The organism is Actinokineospora sp. UV203 (assembly GCF_056323665.1).
This window is the reverse complement of the sequence record NZ_CM150484.1, coordinates 5,820,347-5,837,333: the sequence shown is the minus strand read 5'-3', so window position 1 is coordinate 5,837,333 and position 16,987 is coordinate 5,820,347. Positions and strand designations below refer to the sequence as shown.

At 70.0% G+C, this 16,987-nt stretch carries 17 protein-coding genes and 1 pseudogene; 2 read left to right on the top strand and 16 right to left on the bottom strand.

Features of this window, described 5'->3' with window-relative positions; translation table 11 throughout:
* The first annotated feature begins 21 nt into the window (after positions 1-21).
* The gene (locus ACUZ2Y_RS28020; protein WP_476324479.1) at positions 22-1,272 is read left to right on the top strand and encodes an ROK family transcriptional regulator; all 1,251 of its coding nucleotides are present in this window, start codon (positions 22-24) and stop codon (positions 1,270-1,272) included.
* Positions 1,273-1,378: 106 nt separating this feature from the next.
* Here the strand turns inward: ACUZ2Y_RS28020 and ACUZ2Y_RS28015 are convergent, their stop codons facing one another.
* The 6 genes from ACUZ2Y_RS28015 to rpsB all read right to left on the bottom strand — a co-directional run bounded on the left by ACUZ2Y_RS28015 (position 1,379) and on the right by rpsB (position 6,265).
* The gene (locus ACUZ2Y_RS28015; protein WP_476324477.1) at positions 1,379-2,146 is read right to left on the bottom strand and encodes a class I SAM-dependent methyltransferase; all 768 of its coding nucleotides are present in this window, start codon (positions 2,144-2,146) and stop codon (positions 1,379-1,381) included.
* 20 nt (positions 2,147-2,166) lie between these two features.
* Positions 2,167-3,015, bottom strand: a complete 849-nt coding sequence (locus tag ACUZ2Y_RS28010; RefSeq protein WP_476324475.1) for a phosphatidate cytidylyltransferase — start codon at positions 3,013-3,015, stop codon at positions 2,167-2,169.
* Between the two features lie 81 nt (positions 3,016-3,096).
* Positions 3,097-3,654, bottom strand: coding sequence for a ribosome recycling factor (gene frr, locus ACUZ2Y_RS28005; RefSeq protein WP_187223802.1), 558 nt, complete (start codon positions 3,652-3,654; stop codon positions 3,097-3,099).
* A 34-nt stretch (positions 3,655-3,688) separates the two neighbouring features.
* Positions 3,689-4,414: a UMP kinase gene (gene pyrH, locus ACUZ2Y_RS28000; RefSeq protein ID WP_476324473.1), complete on the bottom strand. Its 726-nt coding sequence runs from the start codon at positions 4,412-4,414 to the stop codon at positions 3,689-3,691.
* A gap of 87 nt (positions 4,415-4,501) precedes the next feature.
* A complete protein-coding gene (tsf, locus tag ACUZ2Y_RS27995) occupies positions 4,502-5,317 on the bottom strand; it encodes a translation elongation factor Ts (protein WP_476324471.1) in 816 nt (271 codons plus the stop codon).
* 99 nt (positions 5,318-5,416) lie between these two features.
* The gene (gene rpsB, locus ACUZ2Y_RS27990; RefSeq protein ID WP_091370961.1) at positions 5,417-6,265 is read right to left on the bottom strand and encodes a 30S ribosomal protein S2; all 849 of its coding nucleotides are present in this window, start codon (positions 6,263-6,265) and stop codon (positions 5,417-5,419) included.
* 152 nt (positions 6,266-6,417) lie between these two features.
* Between rpsB and ACUZ2Y_RS27985 the strand changes: the two are divergent.
* A pseudogene (locus ACUZ2Y_RS27985) lies at positions 6,418-7,350 on the top strand (murein hydrolase activator EnvC family protein); the annotation flags it as partial.
* 126 nt (positions 7,351-7,476) lie between these two features.
* On the opposite strand, the gene ACUZ2Y_RS27980 reads toward ACUZ2Y_RS27985, so the two are convergent.
* From ACUZ2Y_RS27980 to lepB (ACUZ2Y_RS27935), 10 genes are all read right to left on the bottom strand, one after another.
* A complete protein-coding gene (locus ACUZ2Y_RS27980; protein WP_476324468.1) occupies positions 7,477-8,397 on the bottom strand; it encodes a FliA/WhiG family RNA polymerase sigma factor in 921 nt (306 codons plus the stop codon).
* Complete coding sequence (locus tag ACUZ2Y_RS27975) at positions 8,369-9,463, bottom strand: tyrosine recombinase XerC (protein WP_476332108.1); 1,095 nt, start codon at positions 9,461-9,463, stop codon at positions 8,369-8,371. The genes ACUZ2Y_RS27980 and ACUZ2Y_RS27975 overlap by 29 nt, the downstream gene beginning before the upstream one ends.
* Before the next feature lie 31 nt (positions 9,464-9,494).
* Complete coding sequence (gene dprA, locus ACUZ2Y_RS27970) at positions 9,495-10,628, bottom strand: DNA-processing protein DprA (protein ID WP_476324466.1); 1,134 nt, start codon at positions 10,626-10,628, stop codon at positions 9,495-9,497.
* A gap of 117 nt (positions 10,629-10,745) precedes the next feature.
* Complete coding sequence (locus tag ACUZ2Y_RS27965) at positions 10,746-12,257, bottom strand: YifB family Mg chelatase-like AAA ATPase (RefSeq protein WP_476324464.1); 1,512 nt, start codon at positions 12,255-12,257, stop codon at positions 10,746-10,748.
* A gap of 265 nt (positions 12,258-12,522) precedes the next feature.
* Complete coding sequence (locus ACUZ2Y_RS27960) at positions 12,523-12,879, bottom strand: YraN family protein (RefSeq protein ID WP_476324462.1); 357 nt, start codon at positions 12,877-12,879, stop codon at positions 12,523-12,525.
* A 146-nt stretch (positions 12,880-13,025) separates the two neighbouring features.
* A complete protein-coding gene (locus tag ACUZ2Y_RS27955) occupies positions 13,026-13,349 on the bottom strand; it encodes a DUF2469 domain-containing protein (RefSeq protein ID WP_091371416.1) in 324 nt (107 codons plus the stop codon).
* Positions 13,350-13,383: 34 nt separating this feature from the next.
* Complete coding sequence (locus ACUZ2Y_RS27950; protein ID WP_476324460.1) at positions 13,384-14,121, bottom strand: ribonuclease HII; 738 nt, start codon at positions 14,119-14,121, stop codon at positions 13,384-13,386.
* Positions 14,118-14,954: a signal peptidase I gene (gene lepB, locus ACUZ2Y_RS27945; protein WP_476324458.1), complete on the bottom strand. Its 837-nt coding sequence runs from the start codon at positions 14,952-14,954 to the stop codon at positions 14,118-14,120. The genes ACUZ2Y_RS27950 and lepB (ACUZ2Y_RS27945) overlap by 4 nt, the downstream gene beginning before the upstream one ends.
* 9 nt (positions 14,955-14,963) lie before the next feature.
* Positions 14,964-15,815, bottom strand: a complete 852-nt coding sequence (gene lepB / locus ACUZ2Y_RS27940) for a signal peptidase I (protein ID WP_476332106.1) — start codon at positions 15,813-15,815, stop codon at positions 14,964-14,966.
* Between the two features lie 86 nt (positions 15,816-15,901).
* Entirely contained in the window at positions 15,902-16,837 is a 936-nt protein-coding gene (gene lepB / locus ACUZ2Y_RS27935) for a signal peptidase I (protein ID WP_476332104.1), read from the bottom strand.
* Positions 16,838-16,987: the final 150 nt, after the last annotated feature.

Here is a 16,987-nt window from a genome sequence, read left to right as displayed (position 1 = left end):
CGACCAAGGGGGACCGAAACGATGCGCATGACACGAGCGGACGTTCCGGTTCCCCTTGTCCGGTCCGGTGAGCCTGCCAGCCGGACCGCCATCCGCCGGGCCAATCTGGGCTTGGTGCTGCGTGAGCTCAACACCCACGGATCGCGGTCCCAGACCCAGCTCGCCGAGGATCTCGGGCTGCCCAAGGCGACGGTGTCCACGCTGGTCAGCGAGCTGATCGAACTCGACTTGGTCTACCAGGCCGACGCCACGAGGGCCGGTGCGGTCGGCAGACCCCGGCAGACGGTGGAACTGCGCGGCACGGCCATCTGCGGCCTGGGCGTGGAGATCACCGCCACCGGCGCCCGCGCGGTCGCACTCGACCTGCGCGACGACGTCCTGCACGACCGCGCCATCGCCGTCGACCGAGCCGACCCCGACACCGTGCTCGACGCCGTCGCGGGACTCATCGACGACGCCCTCACGGTCTTGGCCGCGTCCGGCAGCCAGGTCCTCGGCATCACCATCGCCGCGCCGGGCCAGATGGACCGCGACACCGGCGTGATCCGTTTCGCCGCCCCGCTCGGCTGGTCGGACGTGCCTCTGGTCGACGGACTGATCGAGCGGCTGACCGCGGACGTCCCCCCGATACGCATCGACAACGATGCCCGGCTCGGCGCGGTCGCCGAATACGCCGTGGCCCGCACCGAGGGCGTCCACGACCTGCTCTACGTGACCGGCGGACTCGGCGTGGGCGCCGGAATCCTGGTCGACGGACAGATCCTGCGCGGTGCCATGGGCTTCGCGGGCGAGATCGGCCACCTGCCACTGGGCCGCCCCGACCTCGTGTGCCCGTGCGGGCGCAGCGGGTGCGTCGAGGCCACGATCGGGATGACAGCGTTCCTCGACGCCGTGGCCGACCCACCGCACGCCTTGGGCGACCTCGACCAGTTGATGACCGGCCTGCGAACCCGCGCCGACGCCGGCGAACCCGATGTCCTGGCCGCACTGGGGACGGTCGGGCAGGGCCTCGGCGTCGTCGTGGGCATGCTGATCGACGTGCTCAGCCCCCGAGCGGTGATCCTCGGCGGCTACTTCTCCTACTTCGGCGACCACCTCCTCACCCACGTACGCGGCGCTGTGGAGGCGCGGGCCATCGCGGGCCAAGCGGGCGGCTGCGAGATCAGGACCTCCGCCTTCGCCTTCACCGGCCCCGCCCGCGGCGCCGCCCACACCGCCCTCGAACCGGTCTTCACCGACCCCGTCGCCTGCATGGAGCACGCGGCCCGGTAGGTCGGATCGCCGCAAACCCGGCGGGAACAGCTACCTAAGGGGACCGTGACGGCAGACGACCACGGCTACAACGCATCCGCAGCAATCCACATCAGGCGACCAGGGGTCACAATTGCGGGGAGGCGGGACAGACGAGCCCGGTGGGCTTGCGCCGGATCAAGACCCGGTAGCCCACGGTGAACTCGAGTCCCGGCACCTCCGCGAGCGCGCGCGTCGCCACGGCCGCCGAGAACTCGATCCGCAGGACCGCTGCCATGCTCTCCCGGTCGGCGAAGCGCCACACCGTGGAGACCCGGTGGCGGGTGAACCCTACGAGGTCGAAGAACTTGTCGACCTCCGCCGGGTCGTAATCGGGCAGGTCAGCCCGCATCCACCGGCCGTACGGCGGGCACGCCGCGTCGAGGTCGACGATCACCAGCGTGCCGCCGGGCCGCAGCACGCGGTCGGCTTCACGCAGGCCCGGGTCGCAGCCGGGGCCGAAGAAGTACGCCGTTCTGGCGTGCACCACGTCGAAGGTCGCGTCGCCGACCGGCAGATCCTGCGCCGACCCGGGCGCCACCGCGATCCCGGGCATCTTCGCGATCCGGGCGCGGGCCCGCTCGACCAGCGGCAGGTGCGGCTCGACCCCGAGCACCGCTCGGGCCGCCGAGGCGAACCGCGGCAGGTGGAAGCCGTCGCCGCAGCCCACGTCCAGGATGTCGCCGGACCAGTCGCACAGGTCGCCAAGGAGTCGCCACAGCGCGCCCTCGGCGTCCTGGGCGCGGTTCTCGGTCTCGTAGACCTCGGGCCAGTGCCAGATGTTCGGGCTCGGCACGATCTCCGCCGCACGCAACGACGTGATCAACCGTGCTCTAGCGCGCGCGACCATCCCCATACCACCCAGGAAAGCACGAATCAGGCGGGGAGGAATAGGCGAAGCAACAACCAGGACACCACGGCCGAGGGCAGCAGCGAATCCATGCGGTCCATCAGGCCGCCGTGACCCGGCAGCAGGGTGCCCATGTCCTTGACGCCGAGGTCGCGCTTGATCACCGATTCCACCAGGTCGCCCAGGGTGGCGGTGGCGACGATGGCGACACCGAACAGCACGCCCTGCCAGATCTCGCCGCCCAGCATGAAGTGGACGGTGAGCGCACCCGCGACGACACCGGCGACCACCGAACCGCAGAAGCCCTCCCAGGACTTCTTCGGGCTGATCACCGGTGCCATCGGGTGCTTGCCGAACAGCACACCGGCGATGTACCCGCCGGTGTCGGAGCTGACCACGAGGATCATGAAGCAGAGCACGCGGGCGGCACCGTCGGCGGGGACCACGAGCATCGCGGCGAAAGAGGCGAACAGCGGCACGTAGGCCGCGGTGAAGACCGACGCGCTCGCGTCACGCAGGTAGCCCTCGACACCACCGCGCAACCGCCACAGCAGACACGCCAGGATCGTCACCACGAACCCGGTGAGCAGACCGTCGCGACCGAGTGGCCACGACAGCCACACCATCGCCTGACCGCCGATCAGCACCGGCCACAGCGCCACGTCGATCCCCGCGCCGCGCTTGAGGGCGCCCACGAGTTCCCACGTCGCCACGGCGACCGCGATCGCCACGATCCCGATGAACACATGCCGGGCCGTGAGCAGGGCGAGCAGCACAGCCCCACCGAGCACCACGCCGACGCCGATCGCCGCGGGCAGGTTGCGGCCCGCGCGCGAGACGTTCGGCGCGGGCAGATCCGCGCTTCCGGTTGTCACCGGGTGCTCCCTAGATTCATGCTCCAGCTCCCCGACGGGCCCGGCCACCATCTCCGCGTACTCCTTGCCTGCTGTTCGAGGTCAGACCTCGAGCAGTTCGGCTTCCTTGTGCTTGACGAGCTCTTCGACCTGGTGGACGTACTTGTCGGTCAGGTTCTGCAGTTCCTTCTCGGCGCGGACCACGTCATCCTCACCCGACTCGCCGTCCTTCACCAACCGGTCGAGCTCTTCCTTGGCCTTGCGGCGGACGCTGCGGATCGAGATCTTGGCGTCCTCACCCTTGGTCTTGGCGACCTTCACCATCTCCTTGCGGCGCTCCTCGGAGAGCTGCGGGATGACGATGCGGATGATGCTGCCGTCGTTGCTCGGGTTGACGCCCAGGTCGGAGTCCCGGATCGCCTTCTCGATGGCGTTGAGCTGGGTGGCGTCGTACGGCTTGACGACCGCCATCCGCGCCTCCGGGACCGCGACGCTCGCCAGCTGGTTGAGCGGGGTCATGGAGCCGTAGTACTCGACGTGGATGCGGGAGAACATCGACGGCGTCGCGCGACCGGTGCGGACGGAGTTCATGTCCTCCTTGGCCACCGACACGGCCTTTTCCATCTTCTCCTCGGCGTCGAGGAGTGTCTCGTCGATCAAGGGGGCGCTCCTTAAGTGCGGTGGGTCACGCTGTTCACTTCGCGGGCGTACTGACCAGCGTGCCGATCCTCTCACCACGCACCGCGCGCGCGATGTTCCCCTCCGTCAGAAGGTTGAACACGATGATCGGCATGTTGTTGTCCATGCAAAGGCTGAACGCGGTCGCGTCGGCGACCTTGAGTCCACGCTCCAGCACCTCGCGGTGGGTGATGTCGGTGAACATCTTCGCGTTCGGGTCGAGCTTCGGGTCCGCGTCGTAGACACCGTCGACGGCCTTGGCCATCAGCACCGCGTCGCAGCCGATCTCCAACGCGCGCTGCGCGGCGGCGGTGTCGGTGGAGAAGTACGGCATGCCGACCCCGCAGCCGAAGATGACCACGCGGCCCTTCTCCAGGTGCCGCTCGGCGCGGCGCGGGATGTAGGGCTCGGCGACCTGGCCCATGGTGATGGCCGTCTGGACGCGGGTGTCGATGCCTTCCTTCTCCAGGAAGTCCTGCAGGGCGAGGCAGTTCATGACGGTGCCCAGCATCGCCATGTAGTCGGCCCGGTCGCGGTCCATCCCGCGCTGGCTCAGCTCCGCGCCGCGGAAGAAGTTGCCACCGCCGATGACGATGGAGGTCTGCACCCCGCCGCGGACGACGTCGGCGATCTGCCGGGCCACCGCGTAGACGACGTCCGGGTCGACACCGACCTCGCCGCCGCCGAACATCTCGCCGCCCAGCTTGAGCAGGACTCGGCGGTAGCTGCCGTTCTGAGTCACGTAAGACCCCTCCTCGTGACTATGCCCCGCCCTCGGTCGGTACCGGGGACGGGGCATAACCCTAGTCACTAGATTGCTTAGCGCAGGTCAGGCCTGGCCGACCTCGAAGCGCGCGAAGCGGCTGACGGTCACGCCCGCCTCGTCGAGGATGGCCTTGACCGACTTCTTGGAGTCGACGACCGAGGACTGCTCGGTCAGCACGGCGTCCTTGAAGAAGCCGTTGACCCGGCCTTCGACGATCTTCGGCAGCGCGGCCTCGGGCTTGCCCTCTTCGCGGGCGGTCTCCTCGGCGATGCGGCGCTCGGTCGCGACGACGTCGGCGGGCACCTCGTCACGGGTGACGTAGCGCGGCTTCATCGCGGCGATCTGCATGGCGACCGAGCGGGCCACCTCTTCACCGTCGCCGGAGTACTCGACCAGCACGCCCACGGCGGGCGGCAGGTCGGAGGCGCGGCGGTGCAGGTAGCTGGTCGCGGGGCCGTCGAAGACGACGACGCGGCGGAGCTCGAGCTTCTCGCCGATCTTGGCCGAGAGGTTGTGCACGGCTTCGGCGACGGTGCCGCCGTCGAGCTCGGCGGCCTTGAGCGTGTCGACGTCGGTGGCCTTGGTGTCCCGGGCGACGGCGACGATCTTGTTCGCCAGCGCCTGGAACTCCTCGTTCTTGGCGACGAAGTCGGTCTCGCAGTTCAGCTCGACCATGACACCGCCGTCGGCGGCGACAAGGCCCTGGGCGGTGGTGCGCTCGGCGCGCTTGCCCACGTCCTTGGCGCCCTTGATGCGCAGGATCTCAACGGCCTTCTCGAAGTCGCCGTCGGTCTCGGTCAGCGCCTTCTTGCAATCCATCATTCCGGCGCCGGTGAGGTCCCGGAGCTTCTTGACGTCGGCCGCGGTGAAGTTCGACATCGTGCGTTTTCCGTCCTTCTTCGGTTACGCGCGTTCGCTTAGTTTGAGGCGCGATGGCCGCCCCGGACCGAAGTCCAGGGCGGCCACCGCGAGCCGAGATCAGGACTCGGCGGGGGTTTCGGTCGCGGCCTCGACCGCGGCGACGGCCTGCTCGCCATCGGCGGCGGCGGTCTCGGCACCCTTGAGCAGCTCCTGCTCCCACTCGGCCAGCGGCTCGGTGGCAGCACCCGCTTCCGGCTTGTCGGCGCCGTTGCGGGCACCCGAGCGCGCGATGAGACCGGCGGCGGCGGCCTCGGCCACCACCTTGGTCAGCAGCGCGGCGGAGCGGATCGCGTCGTCGTTACCCGGAATCGGGTAGTCGACCTCGTCCGGGTCGCAGTTGGTGTCGAGGATCGCCACGATCGGGATGTGCAGCTTGCGCGCCTCGCCGACCGCGATGTGCTCCTTCTTGGTGTCCACGATCCAGATGGCGCTGGGAACGCGCGCCATGTCGCGGATACCGCCGAGGGTGCGGTCGAGCTTGTCCTTCTCGCGGGTCAGCATCAGGATCTCTTTCTTGGTGAGACCCTGGAAGCCACCGGTCTGCTCCATCGACTCCAGCTCCTTGAGGCGCTGAAGACGCTTGTGCACGGTGGAGAAGTTGGTGAGCATGCCGCCCAGCCAGCGCTGGTTCACGTAGGGCATGCCGACGCGCAGCGCCTCGTTGGCGATGGCTTCCTGCGCCTGCTTCTTCGTGCCGACGAAAAGGATCGAGCCGCCGTGGGCGACAGTCTCCTTGACGAACTCGTAGGCGCGGTCGATGTAGGTCAGGGTCTGCCGCAGGTCGATGATGTAGATACCGTTGCGGTCAGTCAGGATGTAGCGCTTCATCTTCGGGTTCCAGCGGCGGGTCTGGTGCCCGAAGTGCACGCCGGAATCCAGCAGTTGCCTCATGGTGACGACGGCCATGGCCGGGTTCGCACCTCTTCGTTTCGGGCGCGCCCGGCGGTGGGGCCGTGGCGCGCGTACTCGGTTGTCGCCGCAGGTCGGTGACCTGCCGGCCCTGGTGCCGTGCGGGCGGCCGAACCCGCTGGTGAGAACGGGACCGTCGATCGCCCTTGATGCCGCGGCCGCCACTTGCGGTAGCCGCGGACGCGCACTGGCACGCGAAGTCGCCTCATGTCGCCACGAGACGCGGATCGAAGTGTACGCCGGTCAGGGTCGGAATCGAGAATCGGAGCCCGCGGTTATCCACAGGGCCCGGATTCATCCACAGATCTGATCAACCCCTGGTGCCGCGGAACAGGCTCCGGCAGCCTTGTCGTATGCCCCGCCACCAGCGCGAACACCGCCGTCACCGCCTCTGGTCGGTGATCGTCGCGACGCTTCTGGGGGCGCTGATGGGGGCTGTGGTGGCGGGCTGGTTGTGGCAGGCGGGCGCAGGCCCGGCCACTGGTCGAGATGCCGCCATCTCCTTCAAGGTCGCCCGGGTCGGCCAGATCGCCGCGACCCCAGCTCGTCGAGCCCAGCTGCCCGGGCGCCCGACAGCTCCGGCCCGACCACGCGGCAACGCCCCCACCCGACCGGCTGAACCGCCGGATCATCGCCCTATCCGCCCGGCTGAACCGGATCACCGCCCCATCCGGTCGGCCCTGGCCCGCGGCGACAGCTCTGCCGATCCCGCCGAGCCGCCGGGCCAAGGCCGGGCCGCGGAGCCGAAACCGGAGTCGGAGTCGGAGCCGCCGGATGATGGGCGTTTCTCCTGGCCGCTTCCTCCACCCCACGAAGTCGTGCGGCCGTTCCAAGCCCCGTCGAGCCCCTATGGGCCCGGTCATCGCGGTGTCGACCTGGCGAGCGCACCTGGAACACCGGTCCTCGCGGCGGGCGACGGTGTGGTGGCGTTCGCCGGGCGGGTGGTCGACCGCGAGGTCATCGCCATCGATCACGACGCCGGTCTGCGCACCGCGTACGAACCCGTGGTGCCGTCGGTGGCGGCCGGGGCGCGGGTGCGTCGGGGCGACCAGATCGGGGTACTCGCCCCGGGCCACCCGGGGTGTCCCGCCTCCGCGTGCCTGCACTGGAGCCTGCGGCGCGACGGGGTGTACCTGGAGCCCCTGTGGCTCATCCGCCCGCCGAGGGTGCGGCTGCTCCCCCTGCGACCCGGCTGGGAGTCCGGTGCCTCAGACTTCCGCGACCTCGAGGAGTTTCGCGCGGAGGCGGAGCACGGCGCGGGTGTGCAGCTGGCAGACCCTCGACTCGGTGACGCCGAGGACGCGGCCGATCTCGGCGAGGGTGAGGTTCTCGAAGTAGTACAGGGTGACCACGACCCGGTCGCGCTCGGCGAGCCTGCCGATGGCCTCGGCGAGCTGGCGGCGGTTGTCCTGGTCGACGAGCAGCGCCACCGGGTCCTCGGCGGTCTCGTCCTCCAGCGTGTCGGCCAGCGAGGTCGATCCCCGCCCGGCGGCGGCGAGTTCGTCGAGCGCGACGACGCTGGTGAGCTGGAGCTGGGCGTAGACGTCGCGCAGTTCGCCGACGGTCAGGCCGAGTTCGCCCGCGAGTTCGGCGTCGTTCGGGGTGCGCTGCAGTTTGGCGCCGAGGCGTTCGATGCCGCGTTCGACTTCGCGGGCCCGGCCGCGGACGGTGCGCGGCACCCAGTCCTGGGCGCGCAGGTCGTCGAGGATCGCGCCGCGGATGCGCTGCATGGCGTAGGTCTCGAACTTGAGGCCGCGCTCGGGCTCGAACTTCTCGATGGCGTCGACCAGGCCGAAGATCCCGGACTGGATCAGGTCCGACACGTCGACGTGCGCGGGCAGGCCGGTGCCCACCCGTCCCGCCACGTACTTGACGAGGGGCGCGTAGTGCAGCACGAGCCGGTCCCTGAGGCCGTGCTCGCGCTGCTCGCCGAACTTCCGCCACAGGGCGACGATGCCCGCTTCGACGTCGTCGGCGGTGCGTTGGTCTCCGGGCAGCACTCCGGAGGTCTCGCCGGTCCCGAAGGGGACGGCGGTGCCGTTCACCGGGGGTCTCGATTCCGGGGACGGGGCCACCGGTGTCCGAGAACCTTCCCCGGTGTCACCGGGAACGGGGATGGGTTCGGTCATGGATCGCCTTCAGCCGTTCGACGGTCACGTGGGTGTAGAGCTGGGTCGTCGAGAGCGTAGCGTGACCAAGTAGCTCCTGGACGCTACGAAGGTCAGCACCCCCTTCGAGCAGGTGTGTAGCCGCGGAGTGGCGAAGGCCGTGCGGGCCCATGTCCGGGGCGCCCGAGACCGCCCCCAAAGCGTCGTGCACGATGCGTCGCACACTGGCTGGTTGGAGCCGTCCCCCACGGGTACCGAGCCACAGTGCCGGCGGGGAATCATCGCGTGCAAGTGCCTGCCGACCCTGATCAAGCCAGGTCGACACGGCGGCGGCGGCGGGAACACCGAACGGGACCGTCCGCTCCTTGCCGCCCTTGCCCATCACCCTGAGTACCCGCGACCCCGAATCGACGTCGTCAATGTCGAGCCCGCAGAGTTCCGACACCCGAATGCCGGTGGCGTACAGCAACTCCAGCAGCGCGTGATCACGCAGCGCCACCGGATCCAACTGGGCCGCGCCCGCCGCCGACACCCGCATCAACTCCGAGGCCTGGTCCTGCCGCAACACCGACGGCAGCGTCCGATGCCGCACCGGAGCGACCAACCGCGACCCCGGATCGACGTCGAGGTGCTCGCGCCGAAGCGCCCACGCGGTGAAAGTCCGCGCCGAAGCCGACCGCCTGGCCATAGTCGTCCGACTCGCACCGGCCCCCAACTGCGCCGCCAGCCACCCACGCAGCCCTTCAAGATCGAGCCCGACGCCCCTGAGGCCCGCCCCTGGCCGGCCCTGACGGTCATCGGTATGCCGATCACCGTCACCGTCACCGTCACCGTCACCGTTGTCGGTCTCGGTTCCGGCCTCCCCGGCGGTGTCGCCGAGGAGGCCGTGGAGGTGTCCGAGCAACGAGACCGCGTCGCCGACGTAGGCGCGGACCGTGTGCGGGGACAGGCCCCGTTCCAGGGCCAAATGGCGTTCGTAGTCGGCCAACACCGTGCGGACCTCGCCCGGCAGCGCGGATCGGACCCGGTGGAGGTCGACCCGGCTTGATCCGGTGGAGGCGCGAGGCACCCCCTGACGCTGCGCCATGGCGGGGCTCGGGTCAAGCATCGCCACGCCGTCATGATCGAAGTCGGCACCACCCTTCTTCGCCGCGTGCGGCGAGTCCGGTGAGTTCCAGCTCCGGCAGCAACGCTCTGACCCGCGACAACGGCACCCCCGACGCCGACGAGACCTGTTCCGGGCTCAGCCCGCCCCGTGTTTTCAGTGCTTCGTGCACACGGAGAGCCTGATCACCCAACCCGTCGGTCGACCGCTTCGGCTTCTCCCGGGGCGCGACGAGGTCCGCGCCGACCTGCCCGACCGCCTCCAGGATCTCCGGCACCGAACACGCCACCGTGGCCGCCCCGAGCCGCAGCAGTTCGTGGCAGCCCAGCGACATCGCCGAGCCGATCGGGCCGGGCACCGCCAGCACGATCTTGCCCAGCGCCGCCGCCGTCGACGCCGTGTTCCGGGCGCCGCTGCGCACACCGGCCTCGACGACGACCGTGCCCGCGCTGAGCGCGGCGATCAGTCGGTTGCGCACCAGGAACCGGTGTTTCGCCGGTGGTGTGCCCGGCGGGTACTCGCTGATCACCGCGCCGGTGTCGGCGATCCGGTCGAGCAGCCGGGAGTGCGCCGCCGGGTACCGGACGTCGACTCCGCAGCCGAGCACGGCGACGGTCGTGCCCTCGGCACCGAGCGCGCCGCGGTGGGCGGCGCCGTCGATGCCGTACGCGGCGCCGGAGACGACTGTCGGGCCCGCCTCGGCGAGGCCGTAGCCGAACTCGGTGGCGACGTGCTCGCCGTAGCTCGTCGCGGCCCTGGCCCCGATGACGGAAACGGCACGCTGGAGGGCGTCGTCGAGTGCGACCGGACCGCGCACCCACAGCGCGAGGGGCGGCCCCGCCCAGCGCAGGCCGCGTCGGCACGCGTTGTGCAGGGCGAGCAGCGGCCAGCCGGGCCACTCGTCGTCCTCCGGGATGACCAGCCGCGCACCCGCAGCCGCCGCGTTCTCAAGGTCGGCTTCGACGCGGTCGCGTGCGCTGCGAGCCGAGGTCTCGTCCCGAACCGGGTCCGGCACCTCCCCCGCCCTGACCCGCGCGGCGGCCTCCACCGGGCCGAGCGCGTCGACGAACATCGACAACGCGGGCGCGGGTGGCTCAGCCACGCCCAGGAGGTAGGCGCGAGCGGCGCGAATAGGGTCGATTGTCATATCCTTCCCCCACAATCGCTTGTGACCAAAGGGAACCGGACCAGTTGCGCTTCATGGTCCTTCGTGGGCAAGCTATTCATCGGTATTCCTTCGCGAAGTCGTTTTATGGCAAGGAGTTCACGTCGACCGGCGGTCGCGGAACTCGAGAGCGGCCGCGACATGGTCTGCGGTGGGGGTTGCCGACTCCGCCAGGTCGGCGAGCGTCCAGGCGATGCGCAGGCAGCGATCGGCGCCCCGGGCCGTGAGGGCACCGGTGTTGAGGCTGCGGTCGAGCAGGGCGGTGGTGTCGCGGGGTAAGGCGAATTCCCGGCGAAGCATCGGGCCCGGCGCTTCGGAGTTGGTCGGCCAGCCGTGGGCGGACCAGCGGTGGGCCGCTCGGTCGCGGGCATGTTCGACCCGCTCGCGGACCGTGGCGGTGGACTCCGGCTCGGCGTCACCGGCTCGGGACATGGCGGTGATCGGCCGCATCCGCACCCGCAGGTCGACACGGTCCAGCAGCGGCCCGGAAAGCCTTGCCAGGTAACGACGTCTGGCGTGTGGAGCGCAGACACAGTCCGCTTCGCGAGACGGTGCGCAGGGGCAGGGATTGGTGGCCAGAACCAGCTGGAACGCGGCCGGATAGCGGACGACGCCGTCGCGCCGGGCCAGGCGGATCTCGCCTTCCTCCAGTGCGGTCCGCAGCGCTTCGAGTCGGTTCGGGGCGAACTCGCAGGCTTCGTCCAAGAAGAGAATTCCCCTGTGCGCCTTGCTGATCGCACCCGGCTTGGCCAGGCCGACGCCGCCGCCGACGAGCGCGGGCACGGACGTCGTGTGGTGCGGCGCGATGAAAGGCGGGAGGGTGATCAGCGGTGATTCGGCGGTCAGGTCGCCGGAGACGGAGTGGATGGCGGTGACTTCAAGCGCTTGCTCCCGGGCGAGTGGGGGCAGCAAACCTGGCAGTCTTTTGGCGAGCATGGTCTTGCCCGTGCCGGGTGGCCCGGCGAGGAGCAGGTTGTGCCCGCCGGCCGCCGCGACTTCCAAGGCCCACCGGGCTTCGGGCTGGCCGAGCACATCGGCGAGATCCGGCGGCGCGGCTCCGGTGTCGGCGGTGAGCGGCTCGGGCCGGGCCAGTTCGCCCTCGCCGCGCGCCCAGACGAGGACGTCGGTGAGGCAGTCGGCGCCATAGACCTCCAGCCCGCCGACCAGCGACGCTTCGGCCATGGCAGCCGTGGGCACGATCGCTCGACGAAGCCCGGAACGGCGGGCCGCGAGCATGCACGGCAGGACACCCCGAACCGTGCGCAGCCTGCCGTCGAGCGCGAGTTCGCCGAGGAGGACGGTGCCCACCAGCAACTCCGGCGGGGCCTTGCGGTCGGCGACCAGGACGGACAGCGCGAGCGCGAGGTCGTAGCCGGAGCCGCCCTTGGGGAGGGCCGCGGGCGAGAGGCCGAGGGTGACCAGTTGATCGGGCCACTGCAGCCCGCTGTTGCGCACGGCGGCGCGAACCCGGTCCTTGGCTTCGTTGAGGGAGGCGTCGGGGAGCCCGACGATCGTGGTTTTGGGTTTGCCGCCACCGATGTCGGCCTCGATCTCGACGGTGATCCCGTCGACGCCGAACAGGGCGATGGACCAAGCGCGGGCGAGAACCATCAGGCCACACCCCGAGTTGGACAGGCCGCGGCGCCGAACCCGGCGATGGAGAGGGCGGCAGCCGAGTGGGTCGGTATCGACCGAGAGCCGGCAGAGCGGGAAACGGTGGAACGGGTGGCACCGGAACACCTGCCGGCAGGGCGGCAGGCGGTAGAGCGGCTGGCGGCGGAGCGCGTGGTTGGTGGGCAAGTCGCTGTCGGGAGCGCGGTCGTCGGAGCGGGCGTGATGGGGTGCGTATTCACGGTCCCGAAGAGACAGCCGCCCATCAGAAGGCCGCCTTGAGGTGACGGATCTCCGGTGTCCCGCCTGGCGCCCACAGCACCGACACGATGTCGAAGCGGGTTTCGCAGGGCAGGAGGCCGTGGTCTACCCGCCAGCGGGTGGCCAGGCGGCGGATTCGGGCGGCTTTGGCGTCCGTCACCGACTCGGTTGGGGTGCCGTAGGCGGTGGAGGTTCGGGTCTTGACCTCACAGACCACAAGCCGGGTGCGGTCGGTGAGGATCAGGTCCAGTTCGCCCTGGCGGCAGCGCCAGTTGCGGTCAAGCAGGACCAGGCCGGTGCTCTCCAGGTACCTGGCCGCGAGGACTTCGCCTTGGGCGCCTAGGTCGAGATGGGCGGGCATGGTGCTCCAGTCGGGATCGAGTGGTGTCGATCTCGACGGTGTCGCACCTCAGGGCCCGGCGGGAGTACCCGGTGGCGGCCTGTGGATTGGTGTGGACGGACCCGGAGAAGTCGATCTCCGGGTCACTTCTTTGTCGCCCGCTTGTGTTAGGTGCCGAAGGGGCCGTCTTCGGGCAGCCGGAGGTCCGGTTTGTCGAGTTCCTCGACGTTGACGTCCTTGAAGGTGATCACCCGGACGTTCTTCACGAACCTCGCAGGCCGGTACATGTCCCACACCCAGGCGTCGGACATGCGTACTTCGAAATAGACCTCGCCGTCGGCGTCGCGTACTTGGACGTCGACGCCGTTGGCCAGGTAGAAACGTCGCTCGGTTTCCACCACGTAGGCGAACTGTCCGACGATGTCGCGGTACTCCCGGTAGAGCGACAGCTCCATCTCGGTCTCGTACTTCTCGAGATCCTCCGCGCTCATGTGCCGCGCGCCCCTCCTGGTCGTGATGTCCCGCTCACTGCGGTGGTCCACCATTCTGAACCACGGCGGCCGCGGCCACACTCAGCGCCACCCGGTGTGGCGCGCGCAGGCCGTGGGTCAGCCCCGCCGCGGCTACGTTGGCGAAGGACCACCGGTGCTCGTGGCTTGGTCCGTGCTCCTCCAACGCGGCGGTGTGGATGCCGGTGCAGTAGCCCTTGTGAACATCGAATCGGTACTGCGGCAACTGGTCGTGCAAGTCCTCCATGATGCGGTCCCGGGTGACTTTCGCCAAGACCGACGCCGCCGCGACGCACGCCGCGGCCTGGTCGCCCTTGAGGACGGGGACGCTCGGGGCCGTCAGGCCCGGCACGCGGAAGCCGTCGACCAGCACGTACCCGGGGTGGGTGCCGAGCCGCGCGACCGCGCGCCGCATGCCTTCGATGTTGGCGACATGCACGCCCATCCGGTCGACCTCGGCGGTCGGCACGACGACGACCGCGTAATCGACCGCGCGCTTCTTGACCAGGTCGAACATCCGGTCGCGCGCCGCCGCCGTCATCAGCTTGGAGTCGGTCAGCCCGTCGAGCCGGTCGGCGTCGCCGGGGCGCAGCACGCAGGAGGCGATGACCAGCGGGCCCGCGCACGCGCCACGTCCCGCCTCGTCGACGCCCGCGACCGGGCCGAGGCCGCGGCGGTGCAGCGCGGCCTGCAGGCTCCAGTTGCCCGCGTCGCGGCGGACCACGGCGCGGGGTGGGCGCAGGAAGGCGGTCATCGGGGCCGCACCAGGGTGCGCACACGCCGACCCAGCCACAGCGTCGGCCACGCCGCCGCGATGCCGAGGCCCGCGGGGATACCGGTCTGCCACGCGGGGGCGGAGAGCGCCTGCGAGTCGTGGTCGCCGACGCCCCGCCACCGCGACGGCGGCAGGATGATCGCCCGCACCTTGCCGATCACGTTGTCCACCGGCACCAGTCCGTTCCCGCCGCCACCGCCCTGGCTGCGCGAGTCACCCGAGTTGTTGCGGTTGTCGCCCATCACGAACAGCATGCCCCGCGGAACCGTGATCGGACCGAACTTGGCCTGCTTGGCATCGCCGAGGGTGGTGTCCCAGAAAATGTAGGGCTCATCGATCGGCTTGCCGTTGACCAGTACCCGGTTCTGCTCGTCGCAGCACTCGATCGTCTGACCGCCGACCGCGGCGATCCGCTTGACGACGTCGTCCTCGTCGGGCGCCGCGAGCCCGAACAACCCGCCGATGCTCTCCAGCCAGCTGACCAGCACGTTGTCCGACCGCGAGGAGGTGAACTCCGGGCGGTTCCAGGTGGCGGGCCGCTTGAACACGACGACCTCGCCGACCTCCGGCTCACCGAAGGTGTAAACGAGCTTGTCGACCAGGACCCGGTCGCCGTAGCACCCCGGGCAGCCGTGCAGCGTCTGCTCCATCGAGGCCGAGGGAATCACGAACACCCGAGCGAGGAACGTCTGGATCAGGAACGTCAGCACCAGCGCGACCGCGATGAGAATCGGCAACTCCTGCCAGAACGGCCGCCTCTTCTTGCTCTTGCGCGGTTTCGGCTCATCCTCGTCGAGGGGTTGGTCGGACACCGATCAAGCCTACCGGGGAGCCGAGCGACCACCGGCGGTGAGCATGCCCCGCACCCTGCGTCCCAGCCACAGCGTCGGCCACGCCGCCGCGATGCCCAGTCCCGCGGGGATTCCGGTCTGCCACGCGGGAGCCGAAAGCACCTGCTGCGGGTTGTGGTCGCCGATGCCCTGCCAGCGTGACGGCGGCAGGATGATCGCGCGGGCCTTGCCGATGATGTTGTCGACCGGGACGAACCCGTTGACGCCGCCGCCGCCCTGCGAACGCGAGTCGCGCGAGTTGTTGCGGTTGTCGCCCATCACGAACACCATGCCCTGCGGGACGGTGATCTTCGCGAACACATCCTGCTGGGCGTCCGGTGCGGGCATATAGCGGTACGGCTCGTCGAGGGATTTGCCGTTGACCATGACGCGGTTCTGGTCGTCGCAGCACTCGATGGTCTGGCCCGCCACGGCGACGACCCGCTTGACGACGTCGTCCTCGCTCGGCTCGACCACGCCGAACTGGGAGCCGATGTCCTCGATCCAGGCGACCAGCGCGTTGTCGGACCGGTTGTTCGCGCCGTGCTGGTCCCAGGTCGACGGACGCTCGAAGACCACCACGTCGCCCGGCTTCGGGTCGTTGAAGTAGTAGACGACCTTGTCGACGAGCACACGGTCACCCGTGCACCCCGCGCACCCGTGCAGGGTGCGTTCCATCGACTCGGACGGGATGACGAACACCCGCGCGATGAACGTCTGGATGAGGAAGGTGAGTACCAGGGCGACCGCGATCAGGATCGGCACCTCGACCCAGAAGGACCGCTTCTTCTTGGCCTTACCGGACTCCTGCTCGCCCGATACGGGCTGATCCGACTCCTGCATGTCCGGCTCCTGGGTGCCCGGATCGTCGACGGCGAGATTCTCGGCGCCGCGTCCATCCCCTGGCACGGCACCGTGTGCGTCCGACACTAATCAGCCTTCCGTGATGTGAGAGCGATCTTCGCGCGACGGCTGATCCACAGCATCGGCCACGCGGCGGCCACGCCGAGACCGGCCGGGATCCCCTGCTGCCACGCCGCCGCGGCCAGGTCCGCGTCCCCTTGCGGGTTGTGGTCGCCCACACCGCGCCAACGCGACGGCGGAAGCACGATGTAGCGGGCCTTGCCGATGACCTTGCCGAGCGGGACGACACCGCGGATGCCGCCGCCACCCTGGAATCGGGAATCGGAGGAGTTGTCGCGGTTGTCACCCATGACCCACAGGGTGCCCTCGGGCACCGTAACGCGGGCGAACTGATTGCGCTCGCTGGGCGTGCCGTGCTCCCAGTAGATGTAGGGCTCGTCGAGGGGCTTGCCGTCGACCAGCACGCGGTTCTGTTCGTCGCAGCACTCGACGGTCTGGCCGCCCACGGCGATGACCCGCTTGACGAAGTCGCGCTCGTCGGGCGGGGCGACACCGATCAGCGAACCCATGTACTGCAGGCCGCGGACCAGCGGGTTGTCCGACCGCTCGTCGCGGATGTCGTTCTCGGTCCAGGTGTTCGGACCCTGGAAGACGACCACGTCGCCCGGGCTGGGGTCGCGGAAGTCGTAGACGATCTTGTCGACGAACACCCGGTCGCCGGTGCAGCCGGGGCAGCCGTGCAGCGTCTTCTCCATCGAGCCGGACGGGATGGAATACACCCGTCCGATGAAGTGCTGGATCGCGAAGGTGAGGACCAGCGCCACTCCGGCGAGGACGAGCAGCTCGCGCCACAGCGGCTGCTTGCGCGGCGGCCTGCGGTGCTTGCCCTGCCTGCGCCTGCGCTCCTCGTCGGTCTCCTCGGCGTCCGCCTCGGGTGTGACCGCGGGCTCAGCCTTGGGCGGCGCCGACTGCTTGGGGAAGGGCTCGTCCGTGGGCGGCACCGCGGGCTTGGCCGGGACCACGGGCTTGGGCGGGAGCGTGGGCGCGGGGCCGTGCGGCTCGACCTTGGGGATGAGCTCGGTCTCGGCATCTATGGGGCGACGCGCGATGCGCTCGGTGACGTGCGCGTCCGGCGGCGGCACGTCGAGGCG